At 41.5% G+C, this 16,410-nt stretch carries 15 protein-coding genes; 14 read left to right on the top strand and 1 reads right to left on the bottom strand.

Translation table 11 applies throughout. The features are described from left to right. Positions 1–83 precede the first annotated feature (83 nt). The 3 genes from NO991_RS07485 (at position 84) to rluB (ending at position 2,195) form a co-directional block, all read left to right on the top strand. The gene (locus NO991_RS07485; RefSeq protein WP_138600085.1) at positions 84–605 is read left to right on the top strand and encodes an EF-hand domain-containing protein; all 522 of its coding nucleotides are present in this window, start codon (positions 84–86) and stop codon (positions 603–605) included. A 130-nt stretch (positions 606–735) separates the two neighbouring features. Beyond that, positions 736–1,326, top strand: a complete 591-nt coding sequence (gene scpB / locus NO991_RS07480) for an SMC-Scp complex subunit ScpB (RefSeq protein ID WP_054552968.1) — start codon at positions 736–738, stop codon at positions 1,324–1,326. Then, positions 1,323–2,195, top strand: coding sequence for a 23S rRNA pseudouridine(2605) synthase RluB (gene rluB / locus NO991_RS07475; RefSeq protein ID WP_063704647.1), 873 nt, complete (start codon positions 1,323–1,325; stop codon positions 2,193–2,195). Before scpB ends, rluB begins: the two co-directional genes overlap by 4 nt. Before the next feature lie 101 nt (positions 2,196–2,296). Here rluB and ald read toward each other — a convergent pair whose 3' ends face one another. After that, the gene (ald, locus tag NO991_RS07470) at positions 2,297–3,418 is read right to left on the bottom strand and encodes an alanine dehydrogenase (protein WP_054552970.1); all 1,122 of its coding nucleotides are present in this window, start codon (positions 3,416–3,418) and stop codon (positions 2,297–2,299) included. Positions 3,419–3,560: 142 nt separating this feature from the next. Here ald and lrp point away from each other — a divergent pair, with 142 nt between their 5' ends. The 11 genes from lrp to NO991_RS07415 all read left to right on the top strand — a co-directional run bounded on the left by lrp (position 3,561) and on the right by NO991_RS07415 (position 16,409). Beyond that, positions 3,561–4,040: a leucine-responsive transcriptional regulator Lrp gene (lrp, locus tag NO991_RS07465; protein WP_054552971.1), complete on the top strand. Its 480-nt coding sequence runs from the start codon at positions 3,561–3,563 to the stop codon at positions 4,038–4,040. 141 nt (positions 4,041–4,181) lie between these two features. After that, positions 4,182–6,674 (top strand): DNA translocase FtsK 4TM domain-containing protein, encoded by a 2,493-nt coding sequence (locus tag NO991_RS07460; RefSeq protein WP_371351898.1) that lies wholly within the window; start codon positions 4,182–4,184, stop codon positions 6,672–6,674. Then, a complete protein-coding gene (gene lolA, locus NO991_RS07455; RefSeq protein ID WP_371351897.1) occupies positions 6,674–7,300 on the top strand; it encodes an outer membrane lipoprotein chaperone LolA in 627 nt (208 codons plus the stop codon). The genes NO991_RS07460 and lolA overlap by 1 nt, the downstream gene beginning before the upstream one ends. A 3-nt stretch (positions 7,301–7,303) precedes the next feature. Further along, entirely contained in the window at positions 7,304–8,641 is a 1,338-nt protein-coding gene (locus NO991_RS07450) for a replication-associated recombination protein A (protein WP_371351896.1), read from the top strand. Beyond that, entirely contained in the window at positions 8,634–9,020 is a 387-nt protein-coding gene (gene crcB / locus NO991_RS07445; RefSeq protein WP_082389253.1) for a fluoride efflux transporter CrcB, read from the top strand. The genes NO991_RS07450 and crcB overlap by 8 nt, the downstream gene beginning before the upstream one ends. A gap of 9 nt (positions 9,021–9,029) precedes the next feature. Next, positions 9,030–10,334 carry a serine--tRNA ligase gene (gene serS / locus NO991_RS07440; RefSeq protein WP_371351895.1) on the top strand — a complete coding sequence of 435 codons (1,305 nt, stop codon included), beginning with the start codon at positions 9,030–9,032 and terminating at the stop codon, positions 10,332–10,334. 175 nt (positions 10,335–10,509) lie between these two features. After that, positions 10,510–12,054 (top strand): arylsulfatase, encoded by a 1,545-nt coding sequence (locus tag NO991_RS07435; RefSeq protein ID WP_371351894.1) that lies wholly within the window; start codon positions 10,510–10,512, stop codon positions 12,052–12,054. Positions 12,055–12,232: 178 nt separating this feature from the next. Then, a complete protein-coding gene (locus tag NO991_RS07430; RefSeq protein ID WP_371351893.1) occupies positions 12,233–13,555 on the top strand; it encodes an ABC1 kinase family protein in 1,323 nt (440 codons plus the stop codon). A 638-nt stretch (positions 13,556–14,193) separates the two neighbouring features. Then, positions 14,194–14,547 (top strand): hypothetical protein, encoded by a 354-nt coding sequence (locus NO991_RS07425; RefSeq protein ID WP_105174297.1) that lies wholly within the window; start codon positions 14,194–14,196, stop codon positions 14,545–14,547. Between the two features lie 121 nt (positions 14,548–14,668). Beyond that, positions 14,669–15,178, top strand: coding sequence for a hypothetical protein (locus tag NO991_RS07420; protein ID WP_199529930.1), 510 nt, complete (start codon positions 14,669–14,671; stop codon positions 15,176–15,178). 793 nt (positions 15,179–15,971) lie between these two features. Then, positions 15,972–16,409: a hypothetical protein gene (locus NO991_RS07415; protein WP_371351892.1), complete on the top strand. Its 438-nt coding sequence runs from the start codon at positions 15,972–15,974 to the stop codon at positions 16,407–16,409. Position 16,410: the final 1 nt, after the last annotated feature.

The raw sequence follows: 16,410 nt of genomic DNA, 5'->3' as shown, positions 1-16,410 counted from the left end.
TGCTTGATTTTAGTCAATAAGGCATTTTGGCATTCAACTTGAAATAGTCTAATTGAATCTAATCGACTACAAGGAAATGTCTTATGAAAAAGTTAACTTTAGCATCTACAATTTTAGCAGCACTAAGTCTTTCAGCATGTTCTGCAAGTAACTCTTTAGCAAAAATCGACAGCGATTTTGGCAGTCTAGATAATGACAATGACGGCTATATCTCTAAGGTAGAAGCTGACGATGATGCAATTTGGGAGCATTTTTCAAACATCGATACCAATATGGACGAGCAAATCAGCCGTACTGAATTTAATGCATATATGCAATTAAATACAGGCAAGGTGGCAGCTGATAGTGAGGTATCTGAATCAGCATTTAAAGCTGAAATCGCTAAATTTGACCCAATCGAAAATGACTTTAAATCGTTAGATAACGACAAAAATGGTTATGTTTCAATTGAAGAAGCCGATGACGACGATATCGCAAATCACTTTGGCTATATGGATAGCAACAAAGATAAGCGTATAAGCCGCACTGAGTTTGTTAATTACATTAGCAAATATGGCAGCGACGTTGCCGAAGATGATGCCCTTGAAATGGTTAAAAATAGCTAATTTCAAAATTCATTTATAAATATCCCCCAAAGCCAGTGTTTTACACTGGCTTTTTTACAATAATTTTTCCAACCTTGGCCGACTTCTGTCATAATAGAGCGTTAGTGATTTAAAATGACCTTTAGTAGCAATGGCCACAAAACGTATCAGTGATGAACAGTTAGTCGAAATCATAGAAGCCGCGATTTTTGTTGCTGGAAAACCTGTGTCTAAACGTCATTTAAAAGAGACAGTATTAGCTGATTTAAGCGTATCTATGCCGCGCATTAATAATGCAATTGAACAAATTCAAACGCATTATCAAACCCGAGGCATTAAGCTTGTTGCAGTAGGCAGCGGTTACAGGTTTCAAGCCTGCGCTAGTTTAGCGCCTTGGCTGGCAAACTTATGGCAAGAGCGCGCACCTAAATACTCACGAGCACTACTAGAAACGTTATCCTTGATTGCCTATAGACAACCTATTACCCGTGGTGAAATTGAACAAGTACGGGGGGTCGCTGTTGGCTCAGGAATAATTAAAACCTTATTAGAAAGAGAGTGGGTTAGAGTTGTTGGCCATAAAGAGGTGCCCGGGCGCCCAGCGTTGTATGCCACAACATCCGCTTTCTTAGATTATTTTTCATTAGCTGGTTTAGATGAATTACCGCCGTTACCTGAACTTCAGGAGAGTAAAATCAACCAGCTATTGAGCGATCCTTCTGTGAGAGAACTATCTGAATGAGTAATGTAGAAACTGAAAAGTTACAAAAAGTATTAGCCCGTGCTGGCGTGGGTTCACGTCGTGAAATGGAAAAATACATCGATGCCAACCGCGTGAGCGTGAATGGTAAAGTGGCTCGTTTAGGCGACCGCGTAGAAGCAACCGATGTAATTCGTGTTGACGGTCACGTAGTGAAAATCGAAGACAAAGCCGACCGTATTTGTCGTGTGCTTATGTATAACAAACCAGAAGGTGAGTTATGTACGCGTAAAGACCCAGAAGGTCGTCGTACGGTATTTGACCGTTTACCACGTGTTGATGGCGAACGCTGGATTGCAGTTGGCCGATTAGATATTAATACCGCAGGTTTAATGCTGTTTACTAACGATGGTGAACTTGCTAACCGTTTAATGCACCCAAGCTACGAAGTAGAGCGTGAGTACTCAGCTCGTGTGTTTGGTGAAGTGACTAACGAAACGCTACGCACTCTAACAAAAGGCGTTGAGCTTGATGATGGTCCTGCGAAATTCTTAAACATCAAACCTATGGGTGGTGAAGGTATCAACCGTTGGTTCAATGTGACTTTAACAGAAGGTCGTAACCGCGAAGTTCGTCGTTTATGGCAATCACAAGATGTTGAAGTATCGCGTCTTATCCGTATTCGTTACGGTAAGTTAGAGCTTGATAAGCGTTTGCCACAAGGTGGTTGGGCTGAGCTTGATTTAGACACGGTTAACTATTTACGTAAAACAGTACAACTTGGCCGCGAAACGCAAACTAAGCTGTCGGTTATTCCTGAAAAGCGTAAAGACAAACGTGCTAAAATTAACCAAATCCGTAAAGCGGTTAAAAAGCACAATCAACGCGCTAAACAAACTAAGCGTCGTTAATCAGAAATATAATTGTTTGCAGATAAACTAATTTATTTGCAAACAGGCATAAAAAAAGCAGCGATTTCGCTGCTTTTTTTGTTTCACAATGCTAATTCTTATTAAGCATTTTCAACTGCTGTACGTGGGTCAACATATTCCATGTTGAAAGCTTCAGCTACTTCTTTATAAGTAACTTGGCCTTTGATCACGTTTAAGCCTTTTAAGAAGTTTGCATCGTCAAGAAGCGCTTTCTTATAGCCTTTGTTAGCAAGGTTGATGATGAACGGTAATGTTGCATTGTTAAGTGCGAACGTAGAAGTACGTGGAACAGCACCTGGCATGTTAGCAACACAGTAGTGAACAACGTCATCAACGATGTAAGTAGGATCAGCGTGAGTTGTCGCCTTAGAAGTTGCGATACAACCACCTTGGTCGATTGCAACGTCAACGATTGCAGAACCAGGCTTCATTGCTTTGATGTGCTCAGCTGTTACTAGTTTAGGCGCTGCTGCACCTGGGATTAGTACGCCACCGATCACAAGGTCAGCTTCTAGTACGTGTTTTTCTAGTGCATCAGCAGTAGAGTAGATAGCTTTAACTTTATTACCGAACTGTGCGTCTAATGCACGTAGTACGTCGATGTTACGGTCAAGAACAACAACGTCAGCACCTAGGCCAACAGCCATTTGCGCTGCGCTACGACCAACCATGCCGCCGCCGATAACAACAACTTTAGCTGGCTCAACACCTGGTACACCACCAAGTAACATACCACGGCCGTGGTTTGATTTTTCAAGCGCTTGTGCACCAGCTTGAATAGACATACGACCAGCAACTTCACTCATAGGAGCAAGAAGAGGTAAACCGCCACGTGAATCAGTTACTGTTTCGTAAGCGATACACACTGCGCCACTTTTAACTAGGTCTTCAGTTTGTGGAAGATCCGGTGCTAAGTGAAGGTAAGTAAATAGAATTTGGTCTTCGCGTAACATTGCACGCTCAACAGCTTGTGGCTCTTTTACTTTAACGATCATTTCAGCTTTAGCAAAAACGTCTGCTGCTGTAGGTAAAATTTCAGCACCAGCTGCAACATAATCTTCGTTAGTGAAGCCAATGCCCATACCAGCATCAGTTTCAACAAACACTTGGTGGCCATGGTTTACTAGTTCACGAACACTCGCAGGAACCATACCTACACGGTATTCATGGTTTTTGATTTCTTTAGGTACACCAATAATCATAGTTTTTCGCCTTAATAGAACGGGATAAAATTTTTGACTATTATATTCATGACCAGCCAGTGTGTCTCACCTTTTTTAAGTGGCATTCTAGTGATATAATCTAAAAATATATTTTAAACAGTGCAAAACTCTGGTTTGGCTTATGCATCAATTACTCGACAGAATAGACCGTAAAATTTTAATGGAATTACAGCTCGATGGTCGGATCTCTAACGTAGAGCTGGCAAGGCGTGTAGGACTAAGTGCCACCCCTTGTTTAGAGCGGGTAAAAAAGCTCGAAAGAGAGGGGTATATACTTGGATATAAAGCAGTAGTGGATCCTGCTAAGCTTGGCCAAGGTTTGTCGGTTTATGTAGAAGTAACCATCACTAAAACCTCACCAGATGTTTTCGAAGAGTTCAACGCTGCAGTTAAAAAGCACGACGAAATAATTGAGTGCCATCTCGTGTCGGGTAATTTCGACTTTCTATTAAAAACACGTGTAAATGATATGTCGGAATATCGAAATGTACTGGGTGATATTCTACTAAAACTACCAAATGTTAGTGAAAGCCGAACTTATGTGGTAATGGAAGAAGTAAAAGGTGAAGAAGGGGTCATTATTCGCCCATATATTGCCTAAACTGTTAAAATACACATTGAGTAACAAAAACTTGTTCATTATCAGTCCATCAAGGCTAAGATAAAGTGCATCAAACGGCATTTCCTGCTAAGGTATTTCACTGCTAATCGATCAGTAAAGAATAATAAGGAATAGGGAGCTATGCGCCTAAATGGTGTTCAAAGACTGTTAGAAACGGGGCTAATCATCAGCACCTTTGCTGCAGTATTTATTTTATGTGCATTAATCAGTTTTGATCCTGCGGACCCTTCATGGTCGCAAACCGGTGAATTTGTTAATGTTAAGAATATTACCGGCACAGCGGGAGCTTGGGTTGCAGATATCCTATTACTCACTTTTGGCTGGCTTGCTTATTTAGTGCCTGTTGCTATTCAGTTGTTCGGTTATTTATTGTTTAAACAGCCACACCGTATTTTCCAGCTTGATTACACCACGCTTGCCTTACGTGTTATTGGTTTTGCGTTGTTTATTACTTCTGCGACAGCTATCAGCAGCATTAATTTTGATGATATTTATAACTTCTCATCTGGTGGGGTAGTGGGGGATGTTATTGCGACAGCAATGATGCCTACCTTTAATTTTACCGGCACCTCAATTTTACTACTGTGTTTTTTCTTTGCTGGTTTAACCCTATTAACCGGTATTTCGTGGGTGCAATTTGTCGATTTTGTCGGCAAGTGGGTAATGAAAGCATTCTACTTTTTACGTGAGCAATTTTCTGCTTGGCTACATCGTGAAAAAGAAGCTGTTAAAGATATCGCCACTACAGAGCCTGACGCTAACTTTGTAGAGCCAGAAAACGAGCCTGCTATTAACTTTAATGATGCAGATGAAGAACAACCAAAGCCTGCTAAAGCTAAGCAAAAGCCTGCTGAAAAAGCCGATGATGACTTTAAAGGCTTTGATGAACTAGACGATATTCTTGACCAAGAAATTGGTTTTAGTGCCCTTGATGATGAATCATTTGATACCGTGTCGGCACTGAATGCGCTTGATCAGAGCCCAGTTGTTGAGCCAGAAAAACCTGTCACAACGGTTGTTTCGCCTGCGCGCCCAATGCCTAAGCCAAAACCTGCGTACCAGCCACCGCCAACTGCAAAAGAAAAGTTTGAAGCACTGCTTGAAGAGCAGCCGCCTGCAAACCCGTTACCATCACTTGATTTATTAGACCGCCCAGATAAAGCGAAAAACCCATTATCTCAAGAAGAGCTTGATGGAATCTCGCGTTTAGTTGAAACCAAATTACTTGATTTTAACATTCAAGCTGCGGTTGTGGGTGTGTACCCTGGTCCGGTTGTAACGCGCTTTGAGCTTGATTTAGCGCCGGGTATTAAAGTGGCTAAAATCACTGGCCTAGCGAAAGATTTAGCGCGTTCACTGTCTGCTGTAAGCGTACGTGTGGTAGAAGTTATTCCGGGTAAAACCTATGTAGGTCTAGAGCTGCCAAACAAACACCGTGAAATTGTGCGCTTAAGTGAAGTTATTAACGCGCCTAAGTTCGAATCAAACCCATCACCACTGACTATGGTGTTAGGTAAAGACATTGCTGGCGAACCGGTATGTGCTGACCTTGGCAAAATGCCACATTTACTTGTTGCGGGTACCACAGGTTCAGGTAAGTCAGTGGGCGTTAATGTAATGATATTAAGCTTACTGTACAAATCGGGCCCAGATGATGTTCGTATGATCATGATCGACCCGAAAATGCTTGAACTTTCTGTGTACGAAGGCATCCCACATTTATTATGTGAAGTTGTGACCGACATGAAAGAAGCAGCCAATGCATTGCGTTGGTGTGTAGGCGAAATGGAACGTCGTTATAAGCTGATGTCGGCACTTGGTGTGCGTAATTTAAAAGGTTACAACCAAAAAGTGTTGGATGCCAAAGAAGCGGGTCAGCCGATTCTAGATCCACTGTTTAAAGACACCGACGGTATGGCCGATGGCCCTGAAGAGCTAGATAAACTGCCAAGTATTGTGGTGGTTATTGACGAATTTGCCGACATGATGATGATCGTGGGTAAAAAAGTGGAAGAGCTGATTGCACGTATCGCGCAAAAAGCCCGTGCTGCAGGTATTCACTTAGTGCTAGCAACACAGCGCCCATCGGTTGACGTTATTACAGGTTTGATTAAAGCGAATATTCCAACCCGTATGGCGTTCCAAGTTTCAAGTAAAATTGACTCGCGTACCATTTTAGATCAGCAAGGTGCTGAAAACTTACTTGGTATGGGTGACATGCTTTACTTACCGCCGGGTACCAGTGTGCCAGTGCGTGTGCATGGTGCGTTTGTTGACGACCACGAAGTACATGCGGTTGTAGACGATTGGAAAAAACGTGGCAAACCAAATTATATTGATGAAATTTTAAGTGGCGATGCCACAGAAGAAATTTTACTACCAGGAGAAACCAGTGAAGACGGTGATGAAGAGTCAGATCCGCTTTACGATGAAGCAGTATCATTTGTAATTGAAACCGGCAAAGTGTCGGTATCGAGTGTACAGCGTAAGCTTCGTGTAGGTTATAACCGCGCAGCGCGCTTAGTTGAACAAATGGAAACATCAGGCATTGTTAGCGCACCAGGACATAACGGTGCCCGCGAAGTCTTAGTGCCAAATGGTGGAGCAAATTAATGAAAAAAATTAAATACCTAGCCCTAATTATGGGCTGTTTATTAAGCGGCCAAAGTTTTGCAGACGACAGCGAAGCGTTGCAACAACAGCTGGCTGCGATTAAAAGTTTTAAAGCAGAGTTTTCACAGCAAGTGACGGATTCACAAGGTGAAGCTATCATGCAAGGTGAGGGGAATATTGCCCTTCAGCAACCTATGATGATCCGCTGGCAACAGCAAAGCCCAGACGATACCTTGTTTGTATCAAATGGCGACAAAACGTATTACTTCGACAGCTTTGCTGAGCAAGTAACGATTATGAATACTCACAGCCTGATTGACTCAACCCCGTTTGTGCTGTTGACCTCAAAAGATCCAGAGCAGTGGGCTAAATACCAAGTTGTGGCAACTGATGCAGGCTTTAGCGTCACGCCAAACAAAGGCGTTGAGAGCCAAGTTGAAAAGTTAGACATTAGCTTTAACGCTAAAGAACAAGGTCTAGCATCACTGACAGTATTAGATACCTCTGGTCAGCAGTCTTTATTTACCTTTAAAGAGGCTAAAGTAAACGAAGCACTGGCAGCTCAAACCTTTGAATTTACCATTCCTGAGGGCGTTGAAGTTGACGACCAAAGCCAAGGTGATTAAGGCTTGAGTAACCTCGGATTTAATTTTGGTCCTGATGTGCGCCCACTTGCGGCGCGCATGCGACCTGAAACACTTAATGACTACATTGGTCAGCAGCACCTTTTAAGCCCCGATAAACCTCTTTACCAAGCGATTCTTGCAGGTCGATGCCACAGTCTTATTTTGTGGGGGCCGCCAGGTGTTGGTAAAACAACCTTAGCGCAGATTATTGCAAACCATGCCGATGCCAGCCTTATTCAAATGTCGGCGGTTACAGCGGGTGTTAAAGACATTCGTGAGGCAGTAAGCGAAGCCAAAGCAAACCTTGCCGGGCGAGGGCAACGCACCTTATTGTTTGTCGACGAAGTGCATCGCTTTAATAAATCTCAGCAAGATGCATTTTTACCACATATCGAAGATGGCACCTTTATTTTCGTAGGCGCAACCACCGAAAACCCATCATTCGCACTTAATAACGCGATATTGTCTCGTGCTCGTGTGTATGTTTTAAAAGCGCTTGAACAAGCCGACTTATTTACCGTGATTGAGCGCGCCTTACGTGAAGACGTAGAGCTTAGCCAAAAACACATAGACATTGCCGATAACGCTAAACAAGCGCTTTGCCAAGCAAGTGATGGCGATGCGCGTAAAGTGCTGAACCTTTTAGAACAAGCGGTTGATTTAACTACGGAGCAGCAGGGCAAATACTTTGTTGATCAACATGTTTTAAGCCAAGTTTTACCAACTCACTTAGCCAAGTACGACAAAGGCGGTGATGAGTTTTATGACTTGATTTCAGCGTTTCATAAGTCAGTGCGAGGTAGTTCACCTGATGGCGCTTTATATTGGTATTGCCGTATTTTAGCTGGGGGTGGCGACCCACTTTATGTGGCTCGGCGTTTATTAGCGATTGCTACAGAAGATATTGGCAATGCTGACCCGCGAGCAATGGAAGTGGCACTCAACGCGTGGGATATTTTTCAACGTGTAGGCCCTAGTGAAGGTGAGCGCGCTATTGCACAAGCCACCATTTATTTAGCCAGTGCCCCTAAAAGTAACGCAGTTTATATGGCGTTTAATCAAGCTATGCAAGATGCTAAAAATGAGCCGAGCCATCCGGTGCCTGAGCATTTACGTAATGCGCCAACCAACTTAATGAAAGACTTGGGTTATGGCGCTGAATATCGGTATGCACACAATGAGGAAGGTGCATTTGCAGCAGGTGAAAAGTATTTTCCTGAGGCGATTAATGATCGCCAGTATTACTTCCCAACTGACCGTGGGCTTGAACAAAAAATAAAACAAAAGCTGGACTATTTAACTCAGCGTAACGAGCAAAGTGATATTAAACGCTATGAATAGTTTGAAACTTTACATGATGATTGCAATGGGTGGCGCTTCAGGGGCATGTTTACGCTATTTTCTTAGCGAAACCATGCTAAAACTGCTCGGTAGGGGATTCCCTTTTGGCACGTTGACAGTTAATATTCTTGGTTCATTGTTAATGGGCATTTTATACGGCTTGATTGAAAAAGAAATAATCGCTGTTAGCCCCGCTAAAACCTTAATTGGTATTGGCTTTTTAGGTGCATTGACCACCTTTTCAACATTCTCAATGGATTCGTTGTTGCTCTTGCAACAAGGTCACTTTTTTAAAATGGCCCTCAATATCACCTTAAACGTGGTGGTGTGTATATTTATGGCTTGGCTGGGCCTTCAGCTGGTAATGCAAAAAGGTTAAAAATCGAACATGTTAGATTCTAAATATTTACGTCAAGATATCGAACAAGCGGCTGCACGTTTAGCATCACGCGGTTACGAACTTGATACTGCAGCGGTAACTGCACTTGAAGAAAAACGCAAAACATTACAAGTAAAAACGCAAGAACTTCAAAGCGAGCGTAATGCAAGTTCCAAAGCTATCGGCCAAGCAAAAGCGAAAGGCGAGCACGAAAAAGCACAACAGCTGCTTGATTCAGTAAGTAATCTTGGCGATCAACTAGACAGCGTAAAAGCAGAGCAAGACGCAGTACTTGAAGAGCTTAAGCAAATTGCACTTGCTATTCCAAATTTACCTGATGAGTCTGTTCCTGTAGGTGAAGACGAAGATCAAAACGTTGAAATTTCAACCTGGGGTACGCCTAAGTCATACGGCTTTGAAGTAAAAGATCACGTTGATGTTGGTCAAGACGTAAACGGCCTAGACTTTGAAATGGGCGTTAAAATCAGTGGCGCGCGTTTCACTGTTATGCGTGGTCAAGTTGCACGTATGCACCGTGCTCTTACGCAGTTCATGCTTGATACGCACACAGAGCAAAACGGCTATACAGAAATGTATGTGCCTTACCTTGTTAATAGCGCAAGCTTATACGGCACAAGCCAATTACCTAAGTTTGCTGGTGACTTATTCCACACATTAGGTTTAGTGGATGACGACGGTCAGCAACAACCAGGTTTTAGCTTAATTCCTACAGCTGAAGTACCGCTTACGAACAGTGCTCGTGACGAAATTTACGACGAAAGCGACTTACCAATTCGTTTAACAGCGCATACGCCTTGTTTCCGCAGTGAAGCCGGTAGCTATGGCCGTGATACACGTGGTCTTATTCGTCAGCACCAATTCGACAAAGTTGAATTAGTACAACTAGTAAAACCAGAAGATTCAATGCAAGCGCTAGAAGAGCTAACAGGCCATGCTGAGCAAATCTTACAAGCATTAGAACTTCCATACCGTAAAGTGATTTTATGTACGGGTGATATGGGCTTTGGTGCAGCAAAAACTTACGATTTAGAAGTATGGTTACCTGCACAAAACACTTATCGTGAAATCTCATCATGTTCTAACATGGTTGATTTCCAAGCACGTCGTATGCAAGCGCGTTTCCGTCGTCAAGGCGAGAAAAAGCCAGAGCTACTTCATACACTAAATGGTTCAGGTTTAGCGGTTGGTCGTACACTGGTAGCAATCTTAGAGAACTACCAACAAGCAGACGGCTCGATTGTTGTACCAGAAGTATTACGCCCTTACATGGGTGGCTTAGAAGTTATTAAATAACGTTTAAGTTAATAACGTTTTAAAAACCGTATTTTGATCAGAAAATACGGTTTTTTTATGCCTAGCATTAATAATAATTGCGGTACACAGTATTTTTAGTAGACTAAAAAAAGTACTACAAGTTTAAAAACTAAACTACATAGTATTTTATTAAAATACACGAAGGACTGCTGTTATGAAAAGACTACTCGCCGTAGCATCCGCTGCTTTATATTTAGCAAGCTCTGTCGCTTTTGCTAAAGACAAACCCAATATTCTAATTATATTCCCCGATGATGTTGGCTGGCAAAATGTAAGTGCTTATGGACTTGGTACCATGGGTTATAAAACGCCAAACATCGATAAACTCGCCCACGAAGGGGCAATGTTTACCGATCATTACGCGCAACCATCGTGTACTGCAGGGCGCGCTGCACTTATTACAGGTCAATATCCAATTCGTAGTGGCATGACAACGGTGGGCCGACCAGGCGCTGAGCTTGGTTTAAAAGCGGGTTCTTATACCCTTGCTGAGGTTTTAAAAGAGCAAGGTTATGCAACAGGGCAGTTTGGTAAAAACCACTTAGGTGATCGCAACGAGCACTTACCAACCGTGCATGGCTTTGATGAGTTCTTTGGCAATTTATACCACTTAAATACTCAAGAAGAGTTTGAGCAACGTGATTACCCGAAAGATCCTGAATTCTTCAAAAAATATGGTACGCGAGGCGTTTTACATACTTACGCCACAAATGTAGATGACAAAACAGTTGATCCACGTTTTGGTAAAGTAGGTAAGCAAAAAATTAAAGATACTGGCCAGCTTTCTCGTGAGCGTATGAAAACCGTTGATAAAGAGTTTATGGACGCAAGCATAGACTTTATTAAACGAGCGAAAAAAGCAGACAAACCTTTCTTTGTTTGGTTTAACCCAAGCCGAATGCATATGTACACGCGTTTAAGTGATGAGAGCCGTTATTTAGCAGAAGAATACACCACAGAGCATGATTTATACGGCAGTGGTCTGATTGAACATGATCAACAAGTGGGCGAGTTAATGGCTGCACTAGATGATATGGGTGTGCTTGATAACACTATTGTTGTTTATTCTACAGATAATGGCCCAGAGCACAGTGCTCGATTACATGGTGGTACAACGCCTTTCCGTGGTGAGAAAATGACGACCTATGAAGGTGGTGTACGTGTGCCTATGATTGTTCGCTGGCCAGGTAAAGTACCTGCAAATACAGTATTAAACGGTATTCAATCGCACATGGATATTTACACAACCTTGGCTGCAGCAGCAGGTGAACCTAATATTGTTAAAAAAGCGCTGAAAGAGCATAAGCAACCGATTGACGGCGTAAATAACTTGAATTACTGGCTTGGCAAAACTGACCAAAGCGCCCGTGATCACTTTTTCTACTATTACGAATCAAGTATAAAAGCGATTCGCTACAAGCAATGGAAGCTGCACTTTGAAACGAGCGAAAATTATTATGCTCCTTATGAAAAGCAAAAGTTCCCAATTTTCTATAACATACGTATGGATCCGTTTGAAAGCTTTGATGGTTTAACCGACCGCTCAGACATAGTGCAAGCTAAGCAATGGCTGAATGAGCCTGTGCAACATCTACTTGGCGAACACATAAAATCGCTATCAGAGTATCCACCACTGCAAAAAGCAGCAAGCTTCGACTTTAGCCAGCTAATGGAACAGTTGATGTCTGGAAAGCAGTAACTCTCAATAAAACAATTTATTGGCTTGTTAATTAAATAAATAGCCGCATCGGGAAGCAAATAAGCTAACCATGCGGCTTTTTGCTTTTGGCTAGAAGACAAGTGATAGTAAAGCTAAAGTCGATCTAAACTCGAACAACCAACGTATTCAAAGCATTAAGTTAATAGTGTGAAGTAATATGAGTGATAAACAAAAGTCTGTTCCAACATCACGCTTAGCACGAGCAGCTCGGCTTGGTTCTTTAGCAGGTAAAGTTGCGAGTAATATGCTGTTTGAAGGCACAAAAGCATGGGCGACTGGCAAGCAAACATCACGACAAGAGTTATTGTTACAGCCAAAAAATATTCAGCGCTTTGCAGAGCAGCTTGCAAATCTGCGTGGAGCAGCAATGAAATTGGGGCAGCTGTTATCCATGGATAGTGGCGAATTACTTACTCCTGAGCTGTCAGCAATTTTAGCAAGGCTACGTTCAGAAGCGACGCCCATGCCACAAAAGCAGCTAGTTAAAGTAATGCGAGAGCATTGGGGCGATGCGTGGCTAGAACAATTATCGCATTTTGAACTCAGACCATTTGCTGCGGCATCAATAGGGCAAGTGCATATTGCTTACCGAGAATCGGGCGAAAAGTTAGCAGTTAAAGTGCAATACCCAGGTATTGCAAAAGGCATTGCCAGTGATGTTGATAACTTAGCTTACCTTCTCAAGCTCAGTGGCTTATTACCTAAAGAGGTAGAAATACAGCCTCTTATCGAGGAAGCAAAACAGCAGCTTATAAACGAAGCTGACTACGAATTAGAAGCGAGTTTTTTAAAACGCTACAGCGAGTGTTTAAAGGGTGATGACAATTACCTTATTCCAAATGTGGTTGATTCGCTTAGTTCTTCTCAAGTTTTAGTCATGAGCTTTGTTGAAGGGCAAGAGCTAGATGAACTGGCAAGTAAAGAGCAAGCTATACGTAATAAAGCGGTTGAACAGATACTCAGCCTATTTTTACATGAATTATTTAGCTTTAAACTAGTTCAAACTGATCCAAACTTTGCCAATTATCAGTATCAAATCGACAATCAACGCTTGGTGCTTTTAGACTTTGGCGCCACCCGCGAACTATCTCAGCATATTAGTGGTGGTTACTTACAGTTATTATCTGCTGCTATTAATAACGATAGAGCAGGTGTGGCAACAGCAGCACAGCAAATTGGCTATTTTCAACAAGGGCTTGCTCAAGAATATATAGATAATGTCGTTGATATATTTCTACTCGCCTGCGAGCCACTGCGCCACCATGGAGAGTATGTTTTTGCAAATAGCGACTTACCAAAACGCATAAAAGATCTCGGCCTAAAAATGAGCACCGCCTCAGAGTATTGGCATGCACCACCCGTAGATGCCTTGTTCGTTCACAGAAAACTAGCGGGCCTGTTTTTAATCGCTGCAAAGCTAGGCGCAAAAGTGAATGTGAACAGTATTTTTAAGGAGTTTGAAGTACTGAGGGATAAATAATTGAAAGGGAGTTTGGGGTAACTCATTTCTGGCCCAAGATGAGCGACGAGAGCATTTTCTTTTTCTGAATATCTTTAGTATCAATAAAAAATTAGAATTGGTAAAGCATTACGTTATTTGTTAAAAATAGATTTATTAATACATGAGTGTGACATCGGCAGAAAGATACGGGACGAGCGCACTATAAAATTGTTAGGGCACTATGAGATTCCTCACCATATTTTTAATCGTCGCTATTGCAGGCTGCTCTTCTAGCCTGAAAGTCATAGATGATGCTGACTCCGGTGAAGGTATTGTAATAATGAGCCGAAATGCAGAGATAATATTGGCAAAAGTAGTCTCATATCCTTCTAGAAGTTATTCATTTTATTTGGAAGAAATTAATAAGTTTTCGGGTAAATATTGTGGCAGCAATTATGAAGTTACTCTGAGAGATGACATGATTGTTGTCATTAGCTACGAATGTCGGTCTGGTCGTTGCGGAGAGACACCAAATCAAGCATATGTTTTTGAAATAACATGCCCTAACAAGGCCTTAAAGTCGGATTCTTAACAGTTGGCTCGGTTCCGCTTCGCTTCACAGTTTAGCCAACTATTAATCACCTCTTAAGGCGGCGTTATATGCCTATAGGAGCTAGATGAAACTTCTGTTGAAAATTGCCTTATCAGTTCTCACTTTACTGGTCGTGCTTTATTGGTCTAGCTTCTTTATTTTACCTGCTATCACAATCGTGAATTATTCGGGTGCAACCATATCTCAAGCGGAAATTGATTTACCAAATAGCCACTTAGATTTTGGTGCAATTTCTAACGGTGCAAGCAATACCCTTCATTATTCTCTGGCGCAACAGCAAGAGGGTGTATACAACTATACATTTATCACTGCAAATTCGGTTGCAAATCACGGTAGTTGCGGATACGTTACTAACAACGAAATAAATAAACGTGTTGTTATTTCTGTGCACAAAGACAATCGTGTCACATGCAATTAGGCATATAACAAAGGACGCAAAATAGCAGGCTTGCGTTCCTACGTCGCTAATATTAGCCTGCTATTTTGCGCCGGTTAGGCAAGCGTTGCTGTTATCCGAATATTTTAGAAAAGGATTTATTATGAGAGTTGGCTTTTTATTAATACCGTTAATTGTAAGTGGTTGTGCAGGCTTACCTAAGTATAAAGCTCCTTTAGCAAACCAGCCTACAGCGACACTAAAAATAAATCATGATTTCAATGCGCCTTTTCTTGGTTACTCTACATTTGTAAATGTTCACTCAGAAGAGGAATCATGTGGAAAATCGTTTGGTGCGGAAAGTGCAGCTCAATTAGTTATTTTGGATGACAGTAATCCTTTAATTTCGCCATTAAATCCAGATGGCGTAAATCTTATTGCTGATAAAAAATACACCTTCATGATTATGTCTGTTGCAGGCATGAGCAATTGTACAACTTACGCTTCATTCAAGCCAAAAGCAGAGCAGAATTATGAAATAAACGTGTCGGGTAAGTTAGGTGCTTATGACTCATACTGTAAAGCTGAATTAGTCCGTATTGATGGAAAATCAAAAGAAGCTTCACCTACACAATTCGATTATTATGGTAATTGCAGAGAATCGAATAACTAACACATAACAAGGCACTCAACCAAGGACGCAGCAGAGCTTATCGTTATGTTTTAATGGAGGAGTGGTGAACTTAGGAAACTGGGATTGCGCAATTATCAAAAGCCTGTCATGGGTAGCCTTAGGAATAATCCTAATAACTTTGGTTATGGGTTCACTACCTACAACCGATAGTGATATTGCTGGCTTATTTGTATCAAGTTTACTTTTTCTGGGTGTCTATTTATTTGTATCGTTGGTCGGGTGGCTATGCGTCGGCTTTCCTGTTCATTGGGTAATTTGTAAATATGCAAATGCTTCCTTCAAGATCTATATGGTAGTTAGTATTCTAGTAAGCTTAACGTTGTATTTTGTTGAAAGTCAGGATTCTGTATTATTTGCGCTGACTGCATTGTCCCAAGCAATGATATTTAGGTTCTATGTGTATAAGAAAACTTAACAAGCTGTTTAAGTGTGGGACTGCTAAAGCTTGGTTCGGTTTCGCTACCTTTGCATTTTAGCCAAACATTAATCAGCTCCTAACTGGGTGTTACCAAGGCCTTTCTTTTATAGAGCCGTCCTTCGTTTGTTCACAATAGCTTTTTTATTTCGTCAAAGTAAAGTGTTTGCATAGTCAGAAAAACGACCCAATCGCTTGTTTTTATCCTGAGGTAAAAGCGAGAACTCCTAAATTTTAATAACACTGGTAATTAGTTAACAAGTTTGTTAGAAATAATCTAATAAGAAAAACGAGCTACGCTGTGGTAGAAAAACGCGCGATTAGCTCGCTATAAACATGTTATGTTTACTTTGAGATATGACTGAATCGGAAGCTATAGAGAACTTCAAGGAATTTTGTAGACAAGAATTTAAAGAGCTTGCGCTTCGACTCGGCTTAAAGGAGGTTGTATCACCCAAACGTAAATTTGAAAACCCATATAAAATAGCCTTCAAAAATAAAGCATTTTTCATCCAGTTTGAAAGCATTAGCTATGGCTTTCGTTTGGGAACAACCTTTGGCAAGTCATCTAGGGTAAATTCCTTTAGCGTTAACAATGCCCTATGTTTATTAAAAGGTAGAGCGGAAGCAGAGAAATATAATGATACTTGCCCAAGTGGTTACCATGCGAATCTAAAAAGAGATTTGAAGATTCTAAATGATAACCTTAGTTTTTTTACGCAGCTCGATGACGAACAAAAGATAGCGGATCTTTTAAATATACAAAAGGAAAATCGAGAGCTGTATCTTGTGTAAA

The sequence above is a fragment of the Pseudoalteromonas sp. DY56-GL22 genome (genome assembly GCF_041414715.1).
Classification (GTDB): domain Bacteria; phylum Pseudomonadota; class Gammaproteobacteria; order Enterobacterales; family Alteromonadaceae; genus Pseudoalteromonas; species Pseudoalteromonas simplex.
The sequence above is the reverse complement of the archived record's forward strand: the minus strand, read 5'-3'. Positions and strand labels throughout refer to the sequence as shown.

Bases quoted from the DNA above. Each gene is read 5' to 3' on its own strand.
- lrp (WP_054552971.1), top strand. From the start codon at position 3,561: ATGCATCAATTACTCGACAGAATAGACCGTAAAATTTTAATGGAATTA.
- crcB (WP_082389253.1), top strand. From the start codon at position 8,634: ATGAATAGTTTGAAACTTTACATGATGATTGCAATGGGTGGCGCTTCA.
- serS (WP_371351895.1), top strand. From the start codon at position 9,030: ATGTTAGATTCTAAATATTTACGTCAAGATATCGAACAAGCGGCTGCA.
- NO991_RS07485 (WP_138600085.1), top strand. From the start codon at position 84: ATGAAAAAGTTAACTTTAGCATCTACAATTTTAGCAGCACTAAGTCTT.
- NO991_RS07435 (WP_371351894.1), top strand. From the start codon at position 10,510: ATGAAAAGACTACTCGCCGTAGCATCCGCTGCTTTATATTTAGCAAGC.
- NO991_RS07430 (WP_371351893.1), top strand. From the start codon at position 12,233: ATGAGTGATAAACAAAAGTCTGTTCCAACATCACGCTTAGCACGAGCA.
- NO991_RS07415 (WP_371351892.1), top strand. From the start codon at position 15,972: ATGACTGAATCGGAAGCTATAGAGAACTTCAAGGAATTTTGTAGACAA.
- NO991_RS07420 (WP_199529930.1), top strand. From the start codon at position 14,669: ATGAGAGTTGGCTTTTTATTAATACCGTTAATTGTAAGTGGTTGTGCA.
- rluB (WP_063704647.1), top strand. From the start codon at position 1,323: ATGAGTAATGTAGAAACTGAAAAGTTACAAAAAGTATTAGCCCGTGCT.
- NO991_RS07460 (WP_371351898.1), top strand. From the start codon at position 4,182: ATGCGCCTAAATGGTGTTCAAAGACTGTTAGAAACGGGGCTAATCATC.
- ald (WP_054552970.1), bottom strand. From the start codon at position 3,418: ATGATTATTGGTGTACCTAAAGAAATCAAAAACCATGAATACCGTGTA.
- scpB (WP_054552968.1), top strand. From the start codon at position 736: ATGGCCACAAAACGTATCAGTGATGAACAGTTAGTCGAAATCATAGAA.
- NO991_RS07425 (WP_105174297.1), top strand. From the start codon at position 14,194: ATGAAACTTCTGTTGAAAATTGCCTTATCAGTTCTCACTTTACTGGTC.
- lolA (WP_371351897.1), top strand. From the start codon at position 6,674: ATGAAAAAAATTAAATACCTAGCCCTAATTATGGGCTGTTTATTAAGC.